The following is a 13,072-nucleotide window of genomic DNA, read 5'->3' on the forward strand; positions in this document are numbered from 1 at the left end:
GCGCGTCAGACGATGCGCGCGATATCGTCGAAATCGAAGCGCGGGCTGCGCGGGAACAGGCCCGCCGGGTCGCCGTAGCCGAGGTTCACGAGGAAGTTGGTGCGGATCGCGGTGCCGGCGAAGAATTCGGCATCGACCTTGGCGGCATCGAAGCCCGACATCGGGCCCGCGTCGAGGCCGAGCGCGCGCGCGGCGAGGATCAGGTACGCGCCCTGCAGCGACGCGTTGCGGAACGCCGTGGCTTCGATCAGCGCGTCGTTGCCGGCGAACCAGCTGCGCGCGTCGGCGTGCGGGAACAGGCGCGGCAGGTGCTCGTGGAACGCGAAGTCCATGCCGACGATCACGGTGACGGGCGCGGCCATCGTCTTCGCGAGATTGCCTTCGGACAGCGCCGGTTTCAGGCGCGCCTTCGCTTCGGCCGACTTGACGAACACGAAGCGCGCGGGACTCGAGTTCGCCGACGTCGGGCCGAATTTCGTCAGGTCGATCAGCCGGTGCAGCAGCGCATCGTCGACGGGTTTGTCCTGCCAGGCATTGTGGGTGCGCGCGGTGCGGAACAACTGGTCGAGGGCGGAATCGGAGAGCGTCATGGCGGGTCCTGGAAGAAATCGGCCGGGTCGCGCCGGCCGGCATTGCGGAAGAACGCAGCGTCCTGGATAAGGACGCGCTGCGACACGGCGCGATGATAGCGTGGCACGCGAAAACGCACCGGCTTCGAGATCGGCGATTCGAGCGCCCGGGCGTGTGACGCGCCGGAATGACAGCGCATGGCGGCGCGCGTCGCCGTTGGCTACCATGCAGGCATGGTTCGCCCGCATCGTTCACGCCTGCCTGATTCCGACATGTCGACGCCCGATCTTTTCGCCGATACGCCCGCGCCCGACGTGGACTGGTACCCGGACTGGCTCGCGCCGGCCGAGGCCGATCGCGTGCTGGCCGCGCTGATCGACGAGGTCGCGTGGCGGCAGGACACGATCCGCACGCCACGCGGACGCATTCCGCTGCCGCGGCTCACCGCGTGGCAGGGCGAGCCCGACGCCGTCTACGTGTATTCGGGAATCCGCAACGTGCCCGCGCCGTGGACGCCGGCCGTGCTCGACCTGAAGCGTGCCGTCGAGGCGATCTGCGGCGCGCGTTTCAACAGCGTGCTGCTCAATCGTTATCGCAACGGGCAGGACAGTCTCGGCTGGCATGCGGACAACGAGCCGGAGCTCGGCGACGCGCCGGTGATCGCGTCGGTCAGCCTTGGCGCGATGCGCGTGTTCGATCTGCGTCATCGTGCGACCGGCGTCGTGCATGCGTACCGGCTGACGCATGGCAGCCTGCTGGTGATGCGCGGCCGCACGCAGGCCGAATGGCAGCATCGCGTGCCGAAGGCGCCGGCCGTGCAGGGCGAGCGGGTCAACCTGACGTTCCGGCGGGTGGTGACGGCCGAGGCGGGCACGTAAGCGCGCCGATCGAAGGGTTCACTACCCGGGGTCGCGACCCGTTTTTAAACCGATCCGATTGATCTGCCGTCCATGCGGCACGTTGCCGCACACGTGGCGTACGCGCGGCGGAAATAGGCCCGTGAGGCCCGTGCCATAAGGATTTCAGGTGGATTTCATCGACCGCCGGGTTCTGATAGGCAGGTGTAAGCCCTGATGGTGCGTCGCAACATTCCTTGACTAGACTGTCGAATGGCTGAAACGCGCCGCGAATCGGCGCATCTTTTCGACATGCCCGACGCGTGGCCGATGCGACGCGCAGGGCAGGAGCACAACCCTTGACCGTACTGGACTCATCCCTCGAACCCTCGCTGCACGTCTTCGAACAAGACGGCGGATGGCAATGGGCGCTGACGGTGAAGCGGGCATCCGGCGTCGGTGTGAAAGTCGTCGCATTCAGCACGGACGGCTTCCGCGGCGAAGCCGACGCCTATGCCGCCGGCCAGCTCGCGCGCGCCGAGTATGACGCAGCAGTGACGGCCTGAACGCCGTCGCGCCGATCCCGTTCGCGGATCGGCGCGGTCGCTCGTTTCCATTCGTTTCCTTTCGCGCATTGGCCGGGGCAGTGGCGCCCGACGCCCCCGAACGCATATCGAGCATTGCCGGTTGCCAGCCGCCGCACCCGGCGACGTTCCGGTGGGCAGTCCTGTCTATCGCTGTTATTCTTTCGATCGCATCAGGCTATATGCCGCCTCGGCGGTCCGGTCGGGCGCATCGGACCGTCGGCCGCGTGAGCCGGATCGTGTTGATCCGGTCCGGTCGAAAATCCATAATCAAGCATTGCGGGTCTTTCGTGAACGCTTCCATTCCGTCCATGTGCAGAGGGTCAATCCAACGATGAGCGGCGCATCGAAACCGCCGGCGAAGCCGGCAAGCGCGCCGCGCGCGACAGCGGGCGACGACGTCGACCACGACGCGCCGAAGCAGGGCGCGGGCGACGACGAATCGTCCGGCGGCGCGTCGTCGTATCTGGTCCCGGGCCTCGAACGCGGGCTGCGGATCCTCGCCGAATTCTCCGCGCGCGAGCCGGTGCTCGGCGCGCCCGAGCTGTCGAAGCGCATCGGCATCCCGCGCACGACCACCTTCCGCCTGCTGCAGACGCTCGAGGCGCTCGGCTTTCTTGAGCGCGTGAACGGCGACCGCTATTTCCGGCTCGGCGTCGGTGTGCTGCGGCTCGGCTTCGAATACCTGAATTCGCTGGAACTGACCGATCTCGGTACGCCCGTGCTCGAACGGCTGCGCGACGCGACGGGCCTGTCCACGCACCTGCTGATCCGCGACCAGCGCGATGTCGTGTTCGTCGCGAAGGCGCAGAGCAACACATCGATGTTCGGTTCGGTGAAGGTGCACGTCGGCACGCGGCTGCCCGCGCACGCGACCGTGCACGGCCATGTGCTGATGGGCGACCTCACGCGCGACGCGTTGCGCCAGCTGTATCCGGAAAAACGGCTCGAACAGTTCACCGAGCGCACGCCTGGCACGGTCGACGAGCTGTACGAGCGCATGCGTCACTACGCGCGGCTCGGCTATGCGGTCAGCGAGGCCGCGTTCGAGAGCGGCATCTCGGCCGTGACTGCGCCAGTGCGCGACCATTCGGGCGCGATCGTCGCGGCGATCACCGCGACGGTGCCGCGCTCGGAGATCGGCGAGGCCGGCGAGAAAGAGCGGCTCGTCGAAGCGGTGTGCGGTGCGGCGGTCGACCTGTCGCAGCGCCTGAACTACCGGCCGCTCGAAAGCGACCCGACGTTCGCGCATGCGCGCCACCGGGTCGCGATGTTCTGATCCGCCGCACGGGCCGCGTCGTGCGGCCTTATCGATCCATCGCCAATGAAAAAGAGCAGCCCGCGGGCTGCTCTTTTCGTTTCCGGCCTCGGGCGCGTGCGCCCGTCGCCGCTCAGAACGAATGGTGGATGCCGGTCAGCACGATCACCTGGTTCGCGGTGCTCGACGCGCCGGCCGTGAAGAACGCGGCCTTCGCGCCGCCCGAACCGTGCTCGTACAGCACGTTCGCGTACAGCTGCGTGCGCTTGGACAGCGAATAGATGTCGCCCAGTTCGACCTGCGTCCAGCGGCGGCCGGCCAGCGTCGTGGTCGCCGCGCCGCCCGCGATCGTGTTGAACGCGCTGCTGCGGTAGTTCACACCTGCGTCGTAGCTCTGGAACGTGTCGGAAAACCCGTTCGACTGCATCTTCGTGCGCGTGTAGAGGCCGTGCACGAGGAAGTCGCCGAACTGGTAGGACGCGCCCGCGCCGATGTTCTCGACCTTGTTCGCGAGGTAGCCGTTCGCGGTGTTCTGCCCCTGGAACGACGTGATGCCCGTCTGGCCGATCAGGATCGCGCGGTCGTGCTCGTTCGAATACACGGCCGACGCCTTGAGCGGCCCGTTCGCATAGTTCAGTGCGACACCGACCGACTTGCCGGTCGAGAAGTTCGTCGTGTTGCCGAGCGCCATCGCCGCTGCGGCCGAGAAGCCGGCGAAGCTCGGCGAACGGTACTTGACCGCGTTGTTGTACGGCACGTTGCCGGTCGCGGCGAGCCCGTCGATGTTGCCCGGGTGGAACGCATACCAGCTCATCGCGAGATACGCGGTGCTGAGCGGATCGAGGTAGTCGAACGACAGCGGCGTCTGCCGGCCGAGCGTCAGCGTGCCGTAGCGGTCGGAACTGAGGCCGACGAACGCCGCGCGGTTCCAGATCGTGTTCGCGGTCGCGAACTGGCCGTTGTTCGTATAGAAGCCGTTTTCCAGCTGGAAGATCGCCGACAGGCCGCCGCCGAGGTCTTCCTTGCCTTTCAGGCCCCACCGGTCGGGCTGCGTGTTGCCCTGGATCATTGCCCACTTCGCATGGCCGCCGACGTTGTTCACATAGGCGACGCCGGCATCCATGCTGCCGTACAGCACCACGCTGCTCTGTGCCCAGGCGCCCGAGACCGCGCCCATTCCGATGATTGCTGCTGCTACCGCATGCTTGACCATTTGATCTCCTGACTCTCCAAACCTGATGAGAAACGTGCCGTGGCGGCGGGCACGAGGACGGCCGGCCGTCGCGCGCTTTCTTCACCACCGGCGGGCATTTTTGTGTTCCATATAAGGAACAACGTGCCTCTGATGGAATGGAGTATAGAGGTGTCACGCAAAGTATCAAAAATAAATTTATCGGGCCTGATGGGCTTGAAGACGATCCGCAACAGCAGTTCGAGAATCCTGGAAATCGGGCTTAAATCCCCGCAATAAAACAAAAAATCACAATTGGCGCGGGTGACGGGGCCGACCGTCGACCGGGCGGTCGGTGTTTTCCCTAGGACGTGCAGCTTTTTGTTTTACTCGTGGAAAGTCGCTCCTATAATCACCATCCATAAACTGCTGTTCCGGATATGGAACAAATCCGGAGCGAACCGAGAGTCGATCAGAAGGAAGGGTGTGAGATGTCTGAACAATGGGTTTGTGCCGGGCACGCCGGCGCGCTGTCGGAAGACACGCCGATCGAGTTCAAGCGGACCGACGGCGTCGAAATCGGGATCTACCGCGTCGGCGACGAGGTGTATGCGCTCGAGAACGTGTGCCCGCATGCATACGCGCTGCTGACGCAGGGGTTCGTCGACGAAGGCACGGTCGAATGCCCGCTGCACGAGGCCGTGTTCGACATCAAGACGGGCGAATGCCTGAAGGGCCCGGGCGGGCGCGCGCTGAAGCAGTACGCGGTGCGGCTGGCCGGCGAGGAAATCCAGATCAAGGTGGAATGACATGAAAGAAGCGACCGTCAACTTCAATCCCTTCCTGAAGCCGTGGGTGGCGCCGCAGCCGAACAACGTCGCCGGCAAAGGGCAGATCGAGATCCCGGGCCAGGTCGAGAACCGCGTCTGGCAGAACCGCAAGGCCGAACCGACCCAATATGAAAACGACCTCGGCGATGCGCTCGAACGCGTGTTCGAGAGCGGCGCGACCGAGCTGGACGATGTCGTCGCGGGCCTGAACCGCATCGGCTTCCGCGCGCCGGACGGCACGGCGTGGACGCCTGAGCGCTTCCGCGCCGAAATGGCCTCGCTGGCGGAATGAGCGCACGCGCCGCGTGACCGCCGACCCGACGACAACCGCATCCGGAGCACACTGATGACGTCCCCCGCACAACACGAAACACAACACGACCCGGTCCGCGACTATCTCGATCGCGGCATCAAGAACTACTGGTATCCCGTCGCCCCGAGCTGGCAGGTGTCGAACGCGCCCGTCGGCCTCACGCGCCTGTCCGAGCAGATCGTGCTGTGGCGCGATCACGAGGGCAAGGTTCACGCGCTGGAAGATCGCTGCCCGCATCGCGGCGCGCGCCTGTCGCTGGGCTGGAACCTCGGCGGCAACATCGCCTGCTGGTATCACGGCATCGAAGTCGACGGCGGCGGCACCGTCAATCGCGTGCCGGCGGTCGCGAACTGTCCGCTCGAAGGCATGAAGTGCGTGAAGTCGTATCCGGTCGAGGAGAAGGCCGGGGCGATCTTCCTGTGGTTCGGCGACGAGGCGCATGGCGAGCCGGCGCCGCTGAACCTGCCGGAAGAACTGGTGGCCGACGAATACGGCCACTTCCTGTGCGTGTCGAACTGGAAGTGCAATTACCAGTACGCGATCGACAACGTGATGGACCCGATGCACGGCGCATACCTCCACGCGACGTCGCACTCGATGGCCGAAGGCGACAAGCAGGCCGACATGCGCGTGCGCAAGACGGAAACGGGCCTGATGTTCGAGAAGATCGGCCAGCGCGACGTGAACTTCGACTGGGTCGAGCTCGGCGAAACGGGCTGCCTGTGGATGCGTCTCGCGATTCCGTACAAGCAGAAGTTCGGCCCGGGCGGCAACTTCGGGATCATCGGTTTCGCGACGCCGGTCGACGGCGACAATTGCCAGGTCTACTTCTGGCGCACCCGCAAGGTCAGCGGCTGGCAGCGCGACGTGTGGCGCTTCATGTATCGCAACCGCCTCGAGGGCCTGCACTGGGACGTGCTCGAGCAGGACCGCTACGTCCTCGAAAGCCTTGCGCCGCACGCGCGCGATCACGAATACCTGTACCAGCACGACGTCGGCATCACGCGCGTGCGCCGGATGCTGCGCCAGCGCGCGCAGGAGCACCTGTCCGCGCTCGACGCGCACCGTGCGGCGCAGGCCGCGGCGGAGCCCGCGAATGGCTGAGTTCGCACCGGTAGTGTCGCTGCCGGGGCGCCGCGTGCTCGTCACGGGCGGCGCGCGCGGTCTGGGCGCGGCATTCGTGAAGGCGCTGGTCGCCGCGGGCGCGCGGGTCGCGTTCGGCGACGTGCTCGTCGAAGAGGGCCGTGCGCTGGCCGCGCAACTCTCGCAAGCCGGCCACACCGCGCATTTCTTCGCGCTCGACCTGGCCGATCCGGCGAGCGTCGACGCATTCGTCGCGCAGGGCGCGGCGGCGCTCGGCGGCGTCGATGCGCTGATCAACAACGCGGCGATCACGAACTCGGGCGGCAAGCTGTCGACGGAACTCGACGTGTCGACCTGGGATGCCGTGATGAACGTGAACGTGCGCGGCGTGTGGCTCGTCAGCAATGCGGCGCTGCCGCACCTCGCGCAGTCGGGGCGCGGCGCGATCGTGAACCTCGCATCGGACACCGCGCTCTGGGGCGCGCCGAAGCTCCTCGCGTACGTCGCCAGCAAGGGCGCCGTGATCGCGATGACGCATGCGCAGGCACGCGAGTTCGGCGCGCACGGCGTGACGGTCAACGCGATCGCGCCGGGGCTCACCGAAGTCGAGGCGACGGCCTACGTGCCGGCCGAACGGCACGCGTTCTACATGCAGGGCCGCGCGCTGACGCGCGCGCAGGTGCCCGACGACGTGACGGGCCCCGTGCTGTTCCTGCTGTCGGACGGCGCGCGCTTCGTGACGGGTCAACTGCTGCCGGTGAACGGCGGCTTCGTAATGAATTGAATTGAAGTTTTCACTCTGAATGAAGGAGAGGACGATGGCGGACGCAGATCTCGAACGCAAGTCGTGGGACCAGCCGGACGGCGCAAGCTTCGGCGACTGGATGGAAGGGCGTGTCGCGCGCTACGCGACGCGGCGCTACGACTGGGACGCGCTGAAGTTCCAGGCCGACTACGACCCGAAGTACCGCCGTGCGCAGATGCGCTACGTCGGCACGGGCGGCACCGGCGTCGCGAAGGACGTCAACACGGTGCCGGCCGGCAACTTCACGTTTTCGACGATGGTCATTCCGGCCGGCAACATCGGCCCGAGCCACATCCACATCGACGTCGAGGAAATCTTCTTCGTGCTGCGCGGCAAGATGAAGGTGATCTGCGAGCGCGACGGCGAGACCTGGGAAGCGATCCTCGGCGAGCGCGACCTGATCTCGGTGCCGCCGGGCGTGTATCGCACGGAAATCAACATCGGCGAGGAAGACGCGCTGATGTGTGTGATGCTCGGTTCGCCGAAGCCCATCACGCCGACGTATCCGCCGGATTCGCCGCTCGCGAAGATCAAGCGCTGAGACGGGGCGGAGCAAGCAATGAGTGTCATCGACAAACGTGAACGCGACCGCACCGCGGCGTTCGCCGCGCTGCTCGGGCAGTTTCCCGAACAGCGCTGCGCGGCCGGCGCGGCGGGCACGATCGGTTATCGCGAGGCCGGCGCGCAACATGCGGGCCACGCGCTGCCCGTCGTGCTGCTGCACGGGATCGGCTCGGGCGCCGCATCGTGGGTGCGCCAGCTCGACGCGCTCGGCGCGTCGCGGCGCGTGCTCGCGTGGGATGCGCCCGGCTACGGCGTGTCGACGCCCGTGCACGGCGCGTCGCCGGCGGCCGCCGATTACGCGGCGTCGCTGAACGCGTGGCTCGAGGCACTCGGCATCGAACGCTGCGTGCTGGTCGGGCATTCGCTCGGCGCGATCGTCGCGGGCGGGTTGGCCCGCGTGATGCCCGCGCGGATCGCCGGCCTGCTGCTGATCTCGCCCGCGGGCGGTTACGGCAGCGCGCCCGCGGAAACGCGCGACACGCGCCGCGATGCACGCCTTGCCATGCTCGAGGAACTCGGCCCGGCCGGGCTCGCCGAGCAGCGCAGCGGCAACATGCTGTCGGGTTTCGCGAGCGAGGATGCGCGGGCGTGGGTGCGCTGGAACATGGCGCGCATCGTGCCGGCCGGCTATGCACAGGCCACGCATCTGCTCGCGAACGCCGATCTCGCGTCCGATCTCGCCGGCTTTCGTGGCCGCACCGCGGTGGCGGTCGGCGCGAACGACGCGATCACGCCGCCTGCCGCGTGCGAGCGCATCGCAGCGGCCGCGCACGTCGGATTGCAGGTGATTCCGCAGGCCGGTCATGCGGGTTATGTGGAAGCACCGGCGGTTTATTCGTCGCTGATCGACACGTTCTGCCGCCAATGCGATCGCCAACGGGGGCTGGAATGAGCGAACCGTTGCAACAACAGGACGCGGACGCCGCGAAGTCCGAGGCCAACTACGTGGTGCCGGGCCTCGAACGCGGTTTGCGAATCCTCGCCGAATTTTCGCCGCGCGAGCCGGTGCTCGGCGCGCCGGAGTTGTCCAAGCGGCTCGGCATTCCGCGCACGACGGTGTTCCGTCTGCTGCAGACGCTCGAATCGCTCGGCTTTCTCGAGCGCGCGGACAAGGACCGCAACTACAAGCTCGGCATCGCCGTGCTGCGGCTCGGCTTCGAATATCTGAGCTCGCTCGAGCTGACCGATCTCGGCCTGCCGGTGATCGAGAGCCTGCGCGACGCGACCGGCTTCACGACGCACATCGTGATCCGCGACGGCCGCGACGTGGTGTTCGTCGCGAAGGCGCAGAGCCAGTCGCCGGTGTTCAGCTCGATTCGCGTGAACGTCGGCACGCGGCTGCCCGCGCATGCGACAACTCACGGCCACGTGCTGATGGGCGACCTGTCGCTTCAGGCGCTGCGCGCGCTGTATCCGGAAGGCACGCTGAACCGGATGACGAGCGCGACGCCGGAGACGGTCGATGCGCTGTACGAAGTGATCCGCGAGGATGCGCTGCGCGGCTACGGCGTCAGCAATTCGTCGTTCGAACGCGGCATTTCGGTGGTCACGGCGCCGGTGCGAAACGACACGCAGCGGATCGTCGCGTGCATCACGGTGACGGTGCCTCGGCCGGAGATCGACGCGGCGCTGATCGCCGACGGCCTGATCGACAAGGTGCAGCGCGCGGCGGCGGAACTGTCGCGGCGGCTCAATTACCGCTCGGATGACGAGCACACGTTTATGAAGGCTTTAGGACTCCGATGATCCAGATCGATCTGACCGGGCAGGTGGCGGTGGTGACGGGCGGCTCGTCCGGCATCGGCCTCGCGACTGCCGAGCGGTTCCTGCAGGCCGGCGCGTCGGTCGCGATTTGCGGCCGTGACGGCGAACGCCTCGCGCGCGCGCAAGCGCTGCTCGGCGAGAAATATCCGGGCGCGCAACTGCTCGCCGTGCGCTGCAACGTGCTCGACGAAGCCGATGTGGCCGCGTTCGCGCAGGCCGTGTCAGACCGCTTCGGCCGCGCCGACATGCTGGTCAACAACGCGGGCCAGGGCCGCGTGTCGACCTTCGCCGACACGACCGACGACGCATGGCGCGAAGAGCTCGAACTGAAGTACTTCAGCATCATCCGCCCGACGCGCGCATTCCTGCCGCTGCTGCGCGACGCGCAGGCGCCGACGATCACCTGCGTGAATTCGCTGCTCGCGCTACAGCCGGAGCCGCACATGGTCGCGACGTCGTCGGCGCGCGCGGGCGTGCTGAGCCTCGTGAAGTCGCTCGCGACCGAACTCGCGCCGCAGCGCATCCGCGTGAACTCGATCCTGATCGGCATCGTCGAGTCGGGTCAGTGGCGCCGCCGCTACGAAGCACAGGCGCAGGCCGGCGAAAGCTGGGAGGACTGGACGGGCGCGCTTGCCCGCAAGAAGAACATTCCGCTGAACCGCTTCGGCAAGCCTGACGAGGCCGCCTGGGCACTTTTTTATCTCGCAACGCATCTGTCGTCCTATACGACGGGCAGCCATATCGACGTTTCTGGAGGCTTTGCACGCCATGTCTAAAAAAACCACGGTTGGCGAGCTGATTGCCGCCTTTCTCGAGCAGTGCGACGTCAAAACCGCATTCGGTGTCATCTCGATCCACAACATGCCGATCCTCGACGCGATCAACTCGCGCGGCAACATCCGGTATGTCGGCGCGCGCGGTGAAGCCGGCGCGGTGAACATGGCCGACGGCCTGGCCCGCGTGTCGGGCGGCCTCGGCGTCGCATTCACGAGCACGGGCACGGCGGCGGGCAACGCGGCCGGCGCGATGGTCGAGGCGCTGACGGCCGGCACGGCGCTGCTGCACATCACGGGGCAGATCGAGACGCCGTATCTCGATCAGGATCTGGCCTACATCCACGAAGCGCCGGATCAGCTCACGATGCTCGACGCGATCTCGAAGGCCGCGTTCCGCGTGCGCACGGTCGAGACCGTGCTGCCGACGATCCGCGAAGCGGTGCGCATCGCGCAGACCGCGCCGACGGGCCCCGTGTCGGTCGAGATTCCGATCGACATCCAGGCCGCCGAAATCGAATGGCCGGAAGACCTCGCACCCGCGCACGTAGCGGTGCGCGAGCACGACGCAGCACGCGTCGCGAAGCTCGCCGACGCGCTGGCGGCCAAGCGCCGTCCGCTGTTGTGGATCGGCGGCGGTGCGCGCCACGCCCGTGCGGAAGTCGAACGCCTGGTGAAGCTCGGCTTCGGCGTCGTGACCAGCGTGCAGGGCCGCGGCGTGCTGCCGGAAGATCATCCGGCGACGCTCGGCGCGTTCAACGTGCATGCGTCCGTCGAGGCGTTCTACAAGACCTGCGACGCGCTCGTCGTGGTCGGCTCGCGCCTGCGCGGCAACGAGACGCTGAAGTACAAGCTCGCGCTGCCGCAGCCGCTGTTCCGCATCGACGCTGACGCGCTCGCCGACAACCGCGGCTATCGCAACGAGCTGTTCGTGCACGGCGATTCGAAGCGCGTGCTGGCCGAGCTGGCCGATCGCCTCGAAGGCCGCCTGTCCGTCGATCCGCGGTTCGCGTCCGATCTCGCGGCGGCGCGCGAGCAGGCCGTCGCCAGCGTGTCGGAAGGCCTCGGGCCCTACAAGAAGCTGGTCGATACGCTGCAGGGCGCGGTGGGCCGCGACTACAACTGGGTGCGCGACGTAACGATCTCGAACAGCACGTGGGGCAACCGCCTGCTGAAGATCTTCGAACCGCGCGCGGGCGTGCATGCGCTCGGCGGCGGCATCGGCCAGGGCATCCAGATGGGCATCGGCGCGGCGCTGGCCGGCGCGGCGGCGAAGACGGTCTGCCTGGTCGGCGACGGCGGCCTGATGGTCAACGTCGGCGAGCTCGTGACGGCCGTGCAGGAAAACGCGAACGTGATGATCGTGCTGATGAACGATCAGTGCTACGGCGTGATCCGCAACATCCAGGACGCGCACTATGGCGGCCGCCGCTGCTTCGTGCAGTTGCACCAGCCGGATTTCGCGCAGTTCTGCGCAAGTTTCGGCCTCACGCACTACCGAATCTCGTCGCTCGACCAAGCCGAAGCGATCGTGCGCGAAGGAATCGCGAAGGAAGGGCCGGTGATGGTCGAGGTCGACATGTTGTCGGTCGGCTCGTTCGCATCGGCATTCGCGGGCCCGCCGGTGAAGAAGGAAGAAACGCCGTCGGAGCGGCAGTATGCGTAACGGCCACGCCCGCGGGCATGAGCCCGTCGACATCGCGATGATCGGCTTCGGCGCGATCGGTGCGGCCGTGTATCGCGCGGTCAAGCACGACGCCTCGTTGCGCGTCGCGCACGTGATCGTGCCCGAGCACCAGCGCGACGCGGTGCAGCGTGAGCTCGGCGGCGCGGTGGAGGTCGTGTCGTCGGTCGACGCACTGGCCCGCCGCCCCGAGTTCGCGCTCGAGTGCGCGGGTCACAGCGCGCTCGTCGATCACGTCGTGCCGCTGCTGAAGGCCGGCACCGATTGCGCGGTGGCATCGATCGGCGCGCTGTCCGACCTCGCGCTGCTCGACGTGCTGTCGCAGGCCGCCGACGAAGGCGACGCGACGCTGACGCTGCTGTCCGGCGCGATCGGCGGAATCGACGCGCTGGCGTCGGCGAAGCAGGGCGGGCTCGACGAGGTGCTGTACGTCGGCCGCAAGCCGCCGCTCGGCTGGCTCGGCACACCCGCCGAGGCGTTGTGCGACTTGCGCGCGATGACCGAAGAGAAGGTCATCTTCGAAGGCACCGCACGCGACGCCGCGCGGCTGTATCCGAAGAACGCGAACGTCGCGGCGACGGTCGCGCTCGCGGGCCTCGGCCTCGACGCGACGCGCGTGCGCCTGATCGCCGATCCGGCCGTCGCGCGCAACGTGCACCGCATCACCGCACGCGGCGCGTTCGGCGAGATGTCGCTCGAAATGAGCGGCAAGCCGTTGCCCGACAACCCGAAGACGTCCGCGTTGACCGCGTACAGCGCGATCCGCGCGCTGCGCAACCGCGCGGCCCGCTGCGTGATCTGAGCAGGCGACGCAGCCATTCGGGCCATTGAACGGCC

At 67.4% G+C, this 13,072-nt stretch carries 15 protein-coding genes; 13 read left to right on the forward strand and 2 right to left on the reverse strand.

Translation table 11 applies throughout. The features are described from left to right. Positions 1 to 5 precede the first annotated feature (5 nt). Positions 6 to 590, reverse strand: a complete 585-nt coding sequence (locus HWX22_RS16335; protein ID WP_059526477.1) for a malonic semialdehyde reductase — start codon at positions 588 to 590, stop codon at positions 6 to 8. Positions 591 to 842: 252 nt separating this feature from the next. On the opposite strand from HWX22_RS16335, the gene HWX22_RS16340 reads away from it, so the two are divergent. The 3 genes from HWX22_RS16340 (at position 843) to HWX22_RS16350 (ending at position 3,269) form a co-directional block, all read left to right on the forward strand. After that, positions 843 to 1,448 (forward strand): alpha-ketoglutarate-dependent dioxygenase AlkB, encoded by a 606-nt coding sequence (locus HWX22_RS16340; RefSeq protein ID WP_175909421.1) that lies wholly within the window; start codon positions 843 to 845, stop codon positions 1,446 to 1,448. A 317-nt stretch (positions 1,449 to 1,765) separates the two neighbouring features. After that, positions 1,766 to 1,972 (forward strand): hypothetical protein, encoded by a 207-nt coding sequence (locus tag HWX22_RS16345; RefSeq protein WP_044843168.1) that lies wholly within the window; start codon positions 1,766 to 1,768, stop codon positions 1,970 to 1,972. A 352-nt stretch (positions 1,973 to 2,324) separates the two neighbouring features. Beyond that, a complete protein-coding gene (locus tag HWX22_RS16350; protein WP_175909423.1) occupies positions 2,325 to 3,269 on the forward strand; it encodes an IclR family transcriptional regulator in 945 nt (314 codons plus the stop codon). A 112-nt stretch (positions 3,270 to 3,381) separates the two neighbouring features. On the opposite strand, the gene HWX22_RS16355 is transcribed toward HWX22_RS16350, so the two are convergent. After that, complete coding sequence (locus HWX22_RS16355; protein WP_175909425.1) at positions 3,382 to 4,461, reverse strand: porin; 1,080 nt, start codon at positions 4,459 to 4,461, stop codon at positions 3,382 to 3,384. 449 nt (positions 4,462 to 4,910) lie between these two features. Between HWX22_RS16355 and HWX22_RS16360 the strand changes: the two genes are divergently transcribed. The 10 genes from HWX22_RS16360 to HWX22_RS16405 are packed head-to-tail and all read left to right on the forward strand — an operon-like array spanning position 4,911 to position 13,037. After that, positions 4,911 to 5,228: a non-heme iron oxygenase ferredoxin subunit gene (locus HWX22_RS16360; RefSeq protein ID WP_006758060.1), complete on the forward strand. Its 318-nt coding sequence runs from the start codon at positions 4,911 to 4,913 to the stop codon at positions 5,226 to 5,228. A gap of 1 nt (position 5,229) precedes the next feature. Next, the gene (locus HWX22_RS16365; RefSeq protein WP_059526461.1) at positions 5,230 to 5,541 is read left to right on the forward strand and encodes a recombinase-like helix-turn-helix domain-containing protein; all 312 of its coding nucleotides are present in this window, start codon (positions 5,230 to 5,232) and stop codon (positions 5,539 to 5,541) included. 54 nt (positions 5,542 to 5,595) lie between these two features. Beyond that, positions 5,596 to 6,666 carry an aromatic ring-hydroxylating dioxygenase subunit alpha gene (locus tag HWX22_RS16370; protein WP_059819338.1) on the forward strand — a complete coding sequence of 357 codons (1,071 nt, stop codon included), beginning with the start codon at positions 5,596 to 5,598 and terminating at the stop codon, positions 6,664 to 6,666. Beyond that, complete coding sequence (locus HWX22_RS16375) at positions 6,659 to 7,429, forward strand: SDR family oxidoreductase (RefSeq protein WP_175909427.1); 771 nt, start codon at positions 6,659 to 6,661, stop codon at positions 7,427 to 7,429. Before HWX22_RS16370 ends, HWX22_RS16375 begins: the two co-directional genes overlap by 8 nt. A 34-nt stretch (positions 7,430 to 7,463) precedes the next feature. Further along, the gene (locus HWX22_RS16380; RefSeq protein ID WP_059526452.1) at positions 7,464 to 7,991 is read left to right on the forward strand and encodes a cupin domain-containing protein; all 528 of its coding nucleotides are present in this window, start codon (positions 7,464 to 7,466) and stop codon (positions 7,989 to 7,991) included. Between the two features lie 18 nt (positions 7,992 to 8,009). Next, positions 8,010 to 8,906, forward strand: a complete 897-nt coding sequence (locus HWX22_RS16385; RefSeq protein WP_175909429.1) for an alpha/beta fold hydrolase — start codon at positions 8,010 to 8,012, stop codon at positions 8,904 to 8,906. Further along, positions 8,903 to 9,760, forward strand: a complete 858-nt coding sequence (locus tag HWX22_RS16390) for an IclR family transcriptional regulator (RefSeq protein WP_059819336.1) — start codon at positions 8,903 to 8,905, stop codon at positions 9,758 to 9,760. Before HWX22_RS16385 ends, HWX22_RS16390 begins: the two co-directional genes overlap by 4 nt. Then, complete coding sequence (locus tag HWX22_RS16395; RefSeq protein WP_175909430.1) at positions 9,757 to 10,554, forward strand: SDR family oxidoreductase; 798 nt, start codon at positions 9,757 to 9,759, stop codon at positions 10,552 to 10,554. Before HWX22_RS16390 ends, HWX22_RS16395 begins: the two co-directional genes overlap by 4 nt. Next, the gene (locus HWX22_RS16400) at positions 10,547 to 12,217 is read left to right on the forward strand and encodes a thiamine pyrophosphate-binding protein (protein ID WP_059819335.1); all 1,671 of its coding nucleotides are present in this window, start codon (positions 10,547 to 10,549) and stop codon (positions 12,215 to 12,217) included. The genes HWX22_RS16395 and HWX22_RS16400 overlap by 8 nt, the downstream gene beginning before the upstream one ends. Further along, positions 12,210 to 13,037, forward strand: coding sequence for an aspartate dehydrogenase (locus HWX22_RS16405; protein ID WP_175916014.1), 828 nt, complete (start codon positions 12,210 to 12,212; stop codon positions 13,035 to 13,037). The genes HWX22_RS16400 and HWX22_RS16405 overlap by 8 nt, the downstream gene beginning before the upstream one ends. Positions 13,038 to 13,072 lie beyond the last annotated feature (35 nt).

It is taken from the genome of Burkholderia sp. BCC1638 (assembly GCF_902833195.1).
Classification (GTDB): Bacteria; Pseudomonadota; Gammaproteobacteria; order Burkholderiales; family Burkholderiaceae; genus Burkholderia; species Burkholderia diffusa.

Excerpts from the sequence above, each read along its gene's own strand:
- HWX22_RS16335 (WP_059526477.1), bottom strand. The coding sequence starts at position 590 with ATGACGCTCTCCGATTCCGCCCTCGACCAGTTGTTCCGCACCGCGCGC.
- HWX22_RS16340 (WP_175909421.1), top strand. The coding sequence starts at position 843 with ATGTCGACGCCCGATCTTTTCGCCGATACGCCCGCGCCCGACGTGGAC.
- HWX22_RS16350 (WP_175909423.1), top strand. The coding sequence starts at position 2,325 with ATGAGCGGCGCATCGAAACCGCCGGCGAAGCCGGCAAGCGCGCCGCGC.
- HWX22_RS16355 (WP_175909425.1), bottom strand. The coding sequence starts at position 4,461 with ATGGTCAAGCATGCGGTAGCAGCAGCAATCATCGGAATGGGCGCGGTC.
- HWX22_RS16360 (WP_006758060.1), top strand. The coding sequence starts at position 4,911 with ATGTCTGAACAATGGGTTTGTGCCGGGCACGCCGGCGCGCTGTCGGAA.
- HWX22_RS16365 (WP_059526461.1), top strand. The coding sequence starts at position 5,230 with ATGAAAGAAGCGACCGTCAACTTCAATCCCTTCCTGAAGCCGTGGGTG.
- HWX22_RS16370 (WP_059819338.1), top strand. The coding sequence starts at position 5,596 with ATGACGTCCCCCGCACAACACGAAACACAACACGACCCGGTCCGCGAC.
- HWX22_RS16375 (WP_175909427.1), top strand. The coding sequence starts at position 6,659 with ATGGCTGAGTTCGCACCGGTAGTGTCGCTGCCGGGGCGCCGCGTGCTC.
- HWX22_RS16380 (WP_059526452.1), top strand. The coding sequence starts at position 7,464 with ATGGCGGACGCAGATCTCGAACGCAAGTCGTGGGACCAGCCGGACGGC.
- HWX22_RS16385 (WP_175909429.1), top strand. The coding sequence starts at position 8,010 with ATGAGTGTCATCGACAAACGTGAACGCGACCGCACCGCGGCGTTCGCC.
- HWX22_RS16390 (WP_059819336.1), top strand. The coding sequence starts at position 8,903 with ATGAGCGAACCGTTGCAACAACAGGACGCGGACGCCGCGAAGTCCGAG.
- HWX22_RS16395 (WP_175909430.1), top strand. The coding sequence starts at position 9,757 with ATGATCCAGATCGATCTGACCGGGCAGGTGGCGGTGGTGACGGGCGGC.
- HWX22_RS16400 (WP_059819335.1), top strand. The coding sequence starts at position 10,547 with ATGTCTAAAAAAACCACGGTTGGCGAGCTGATTGCCGCCTTTCTCGAG.
- HWX22_RS16405 (WP_175916014.1), top strand. The coding sequence starts at position 12,210 with ATGCGTAACGGCCACGCCCGCGGGCATGAGCCCGTCGACATCGCGATG.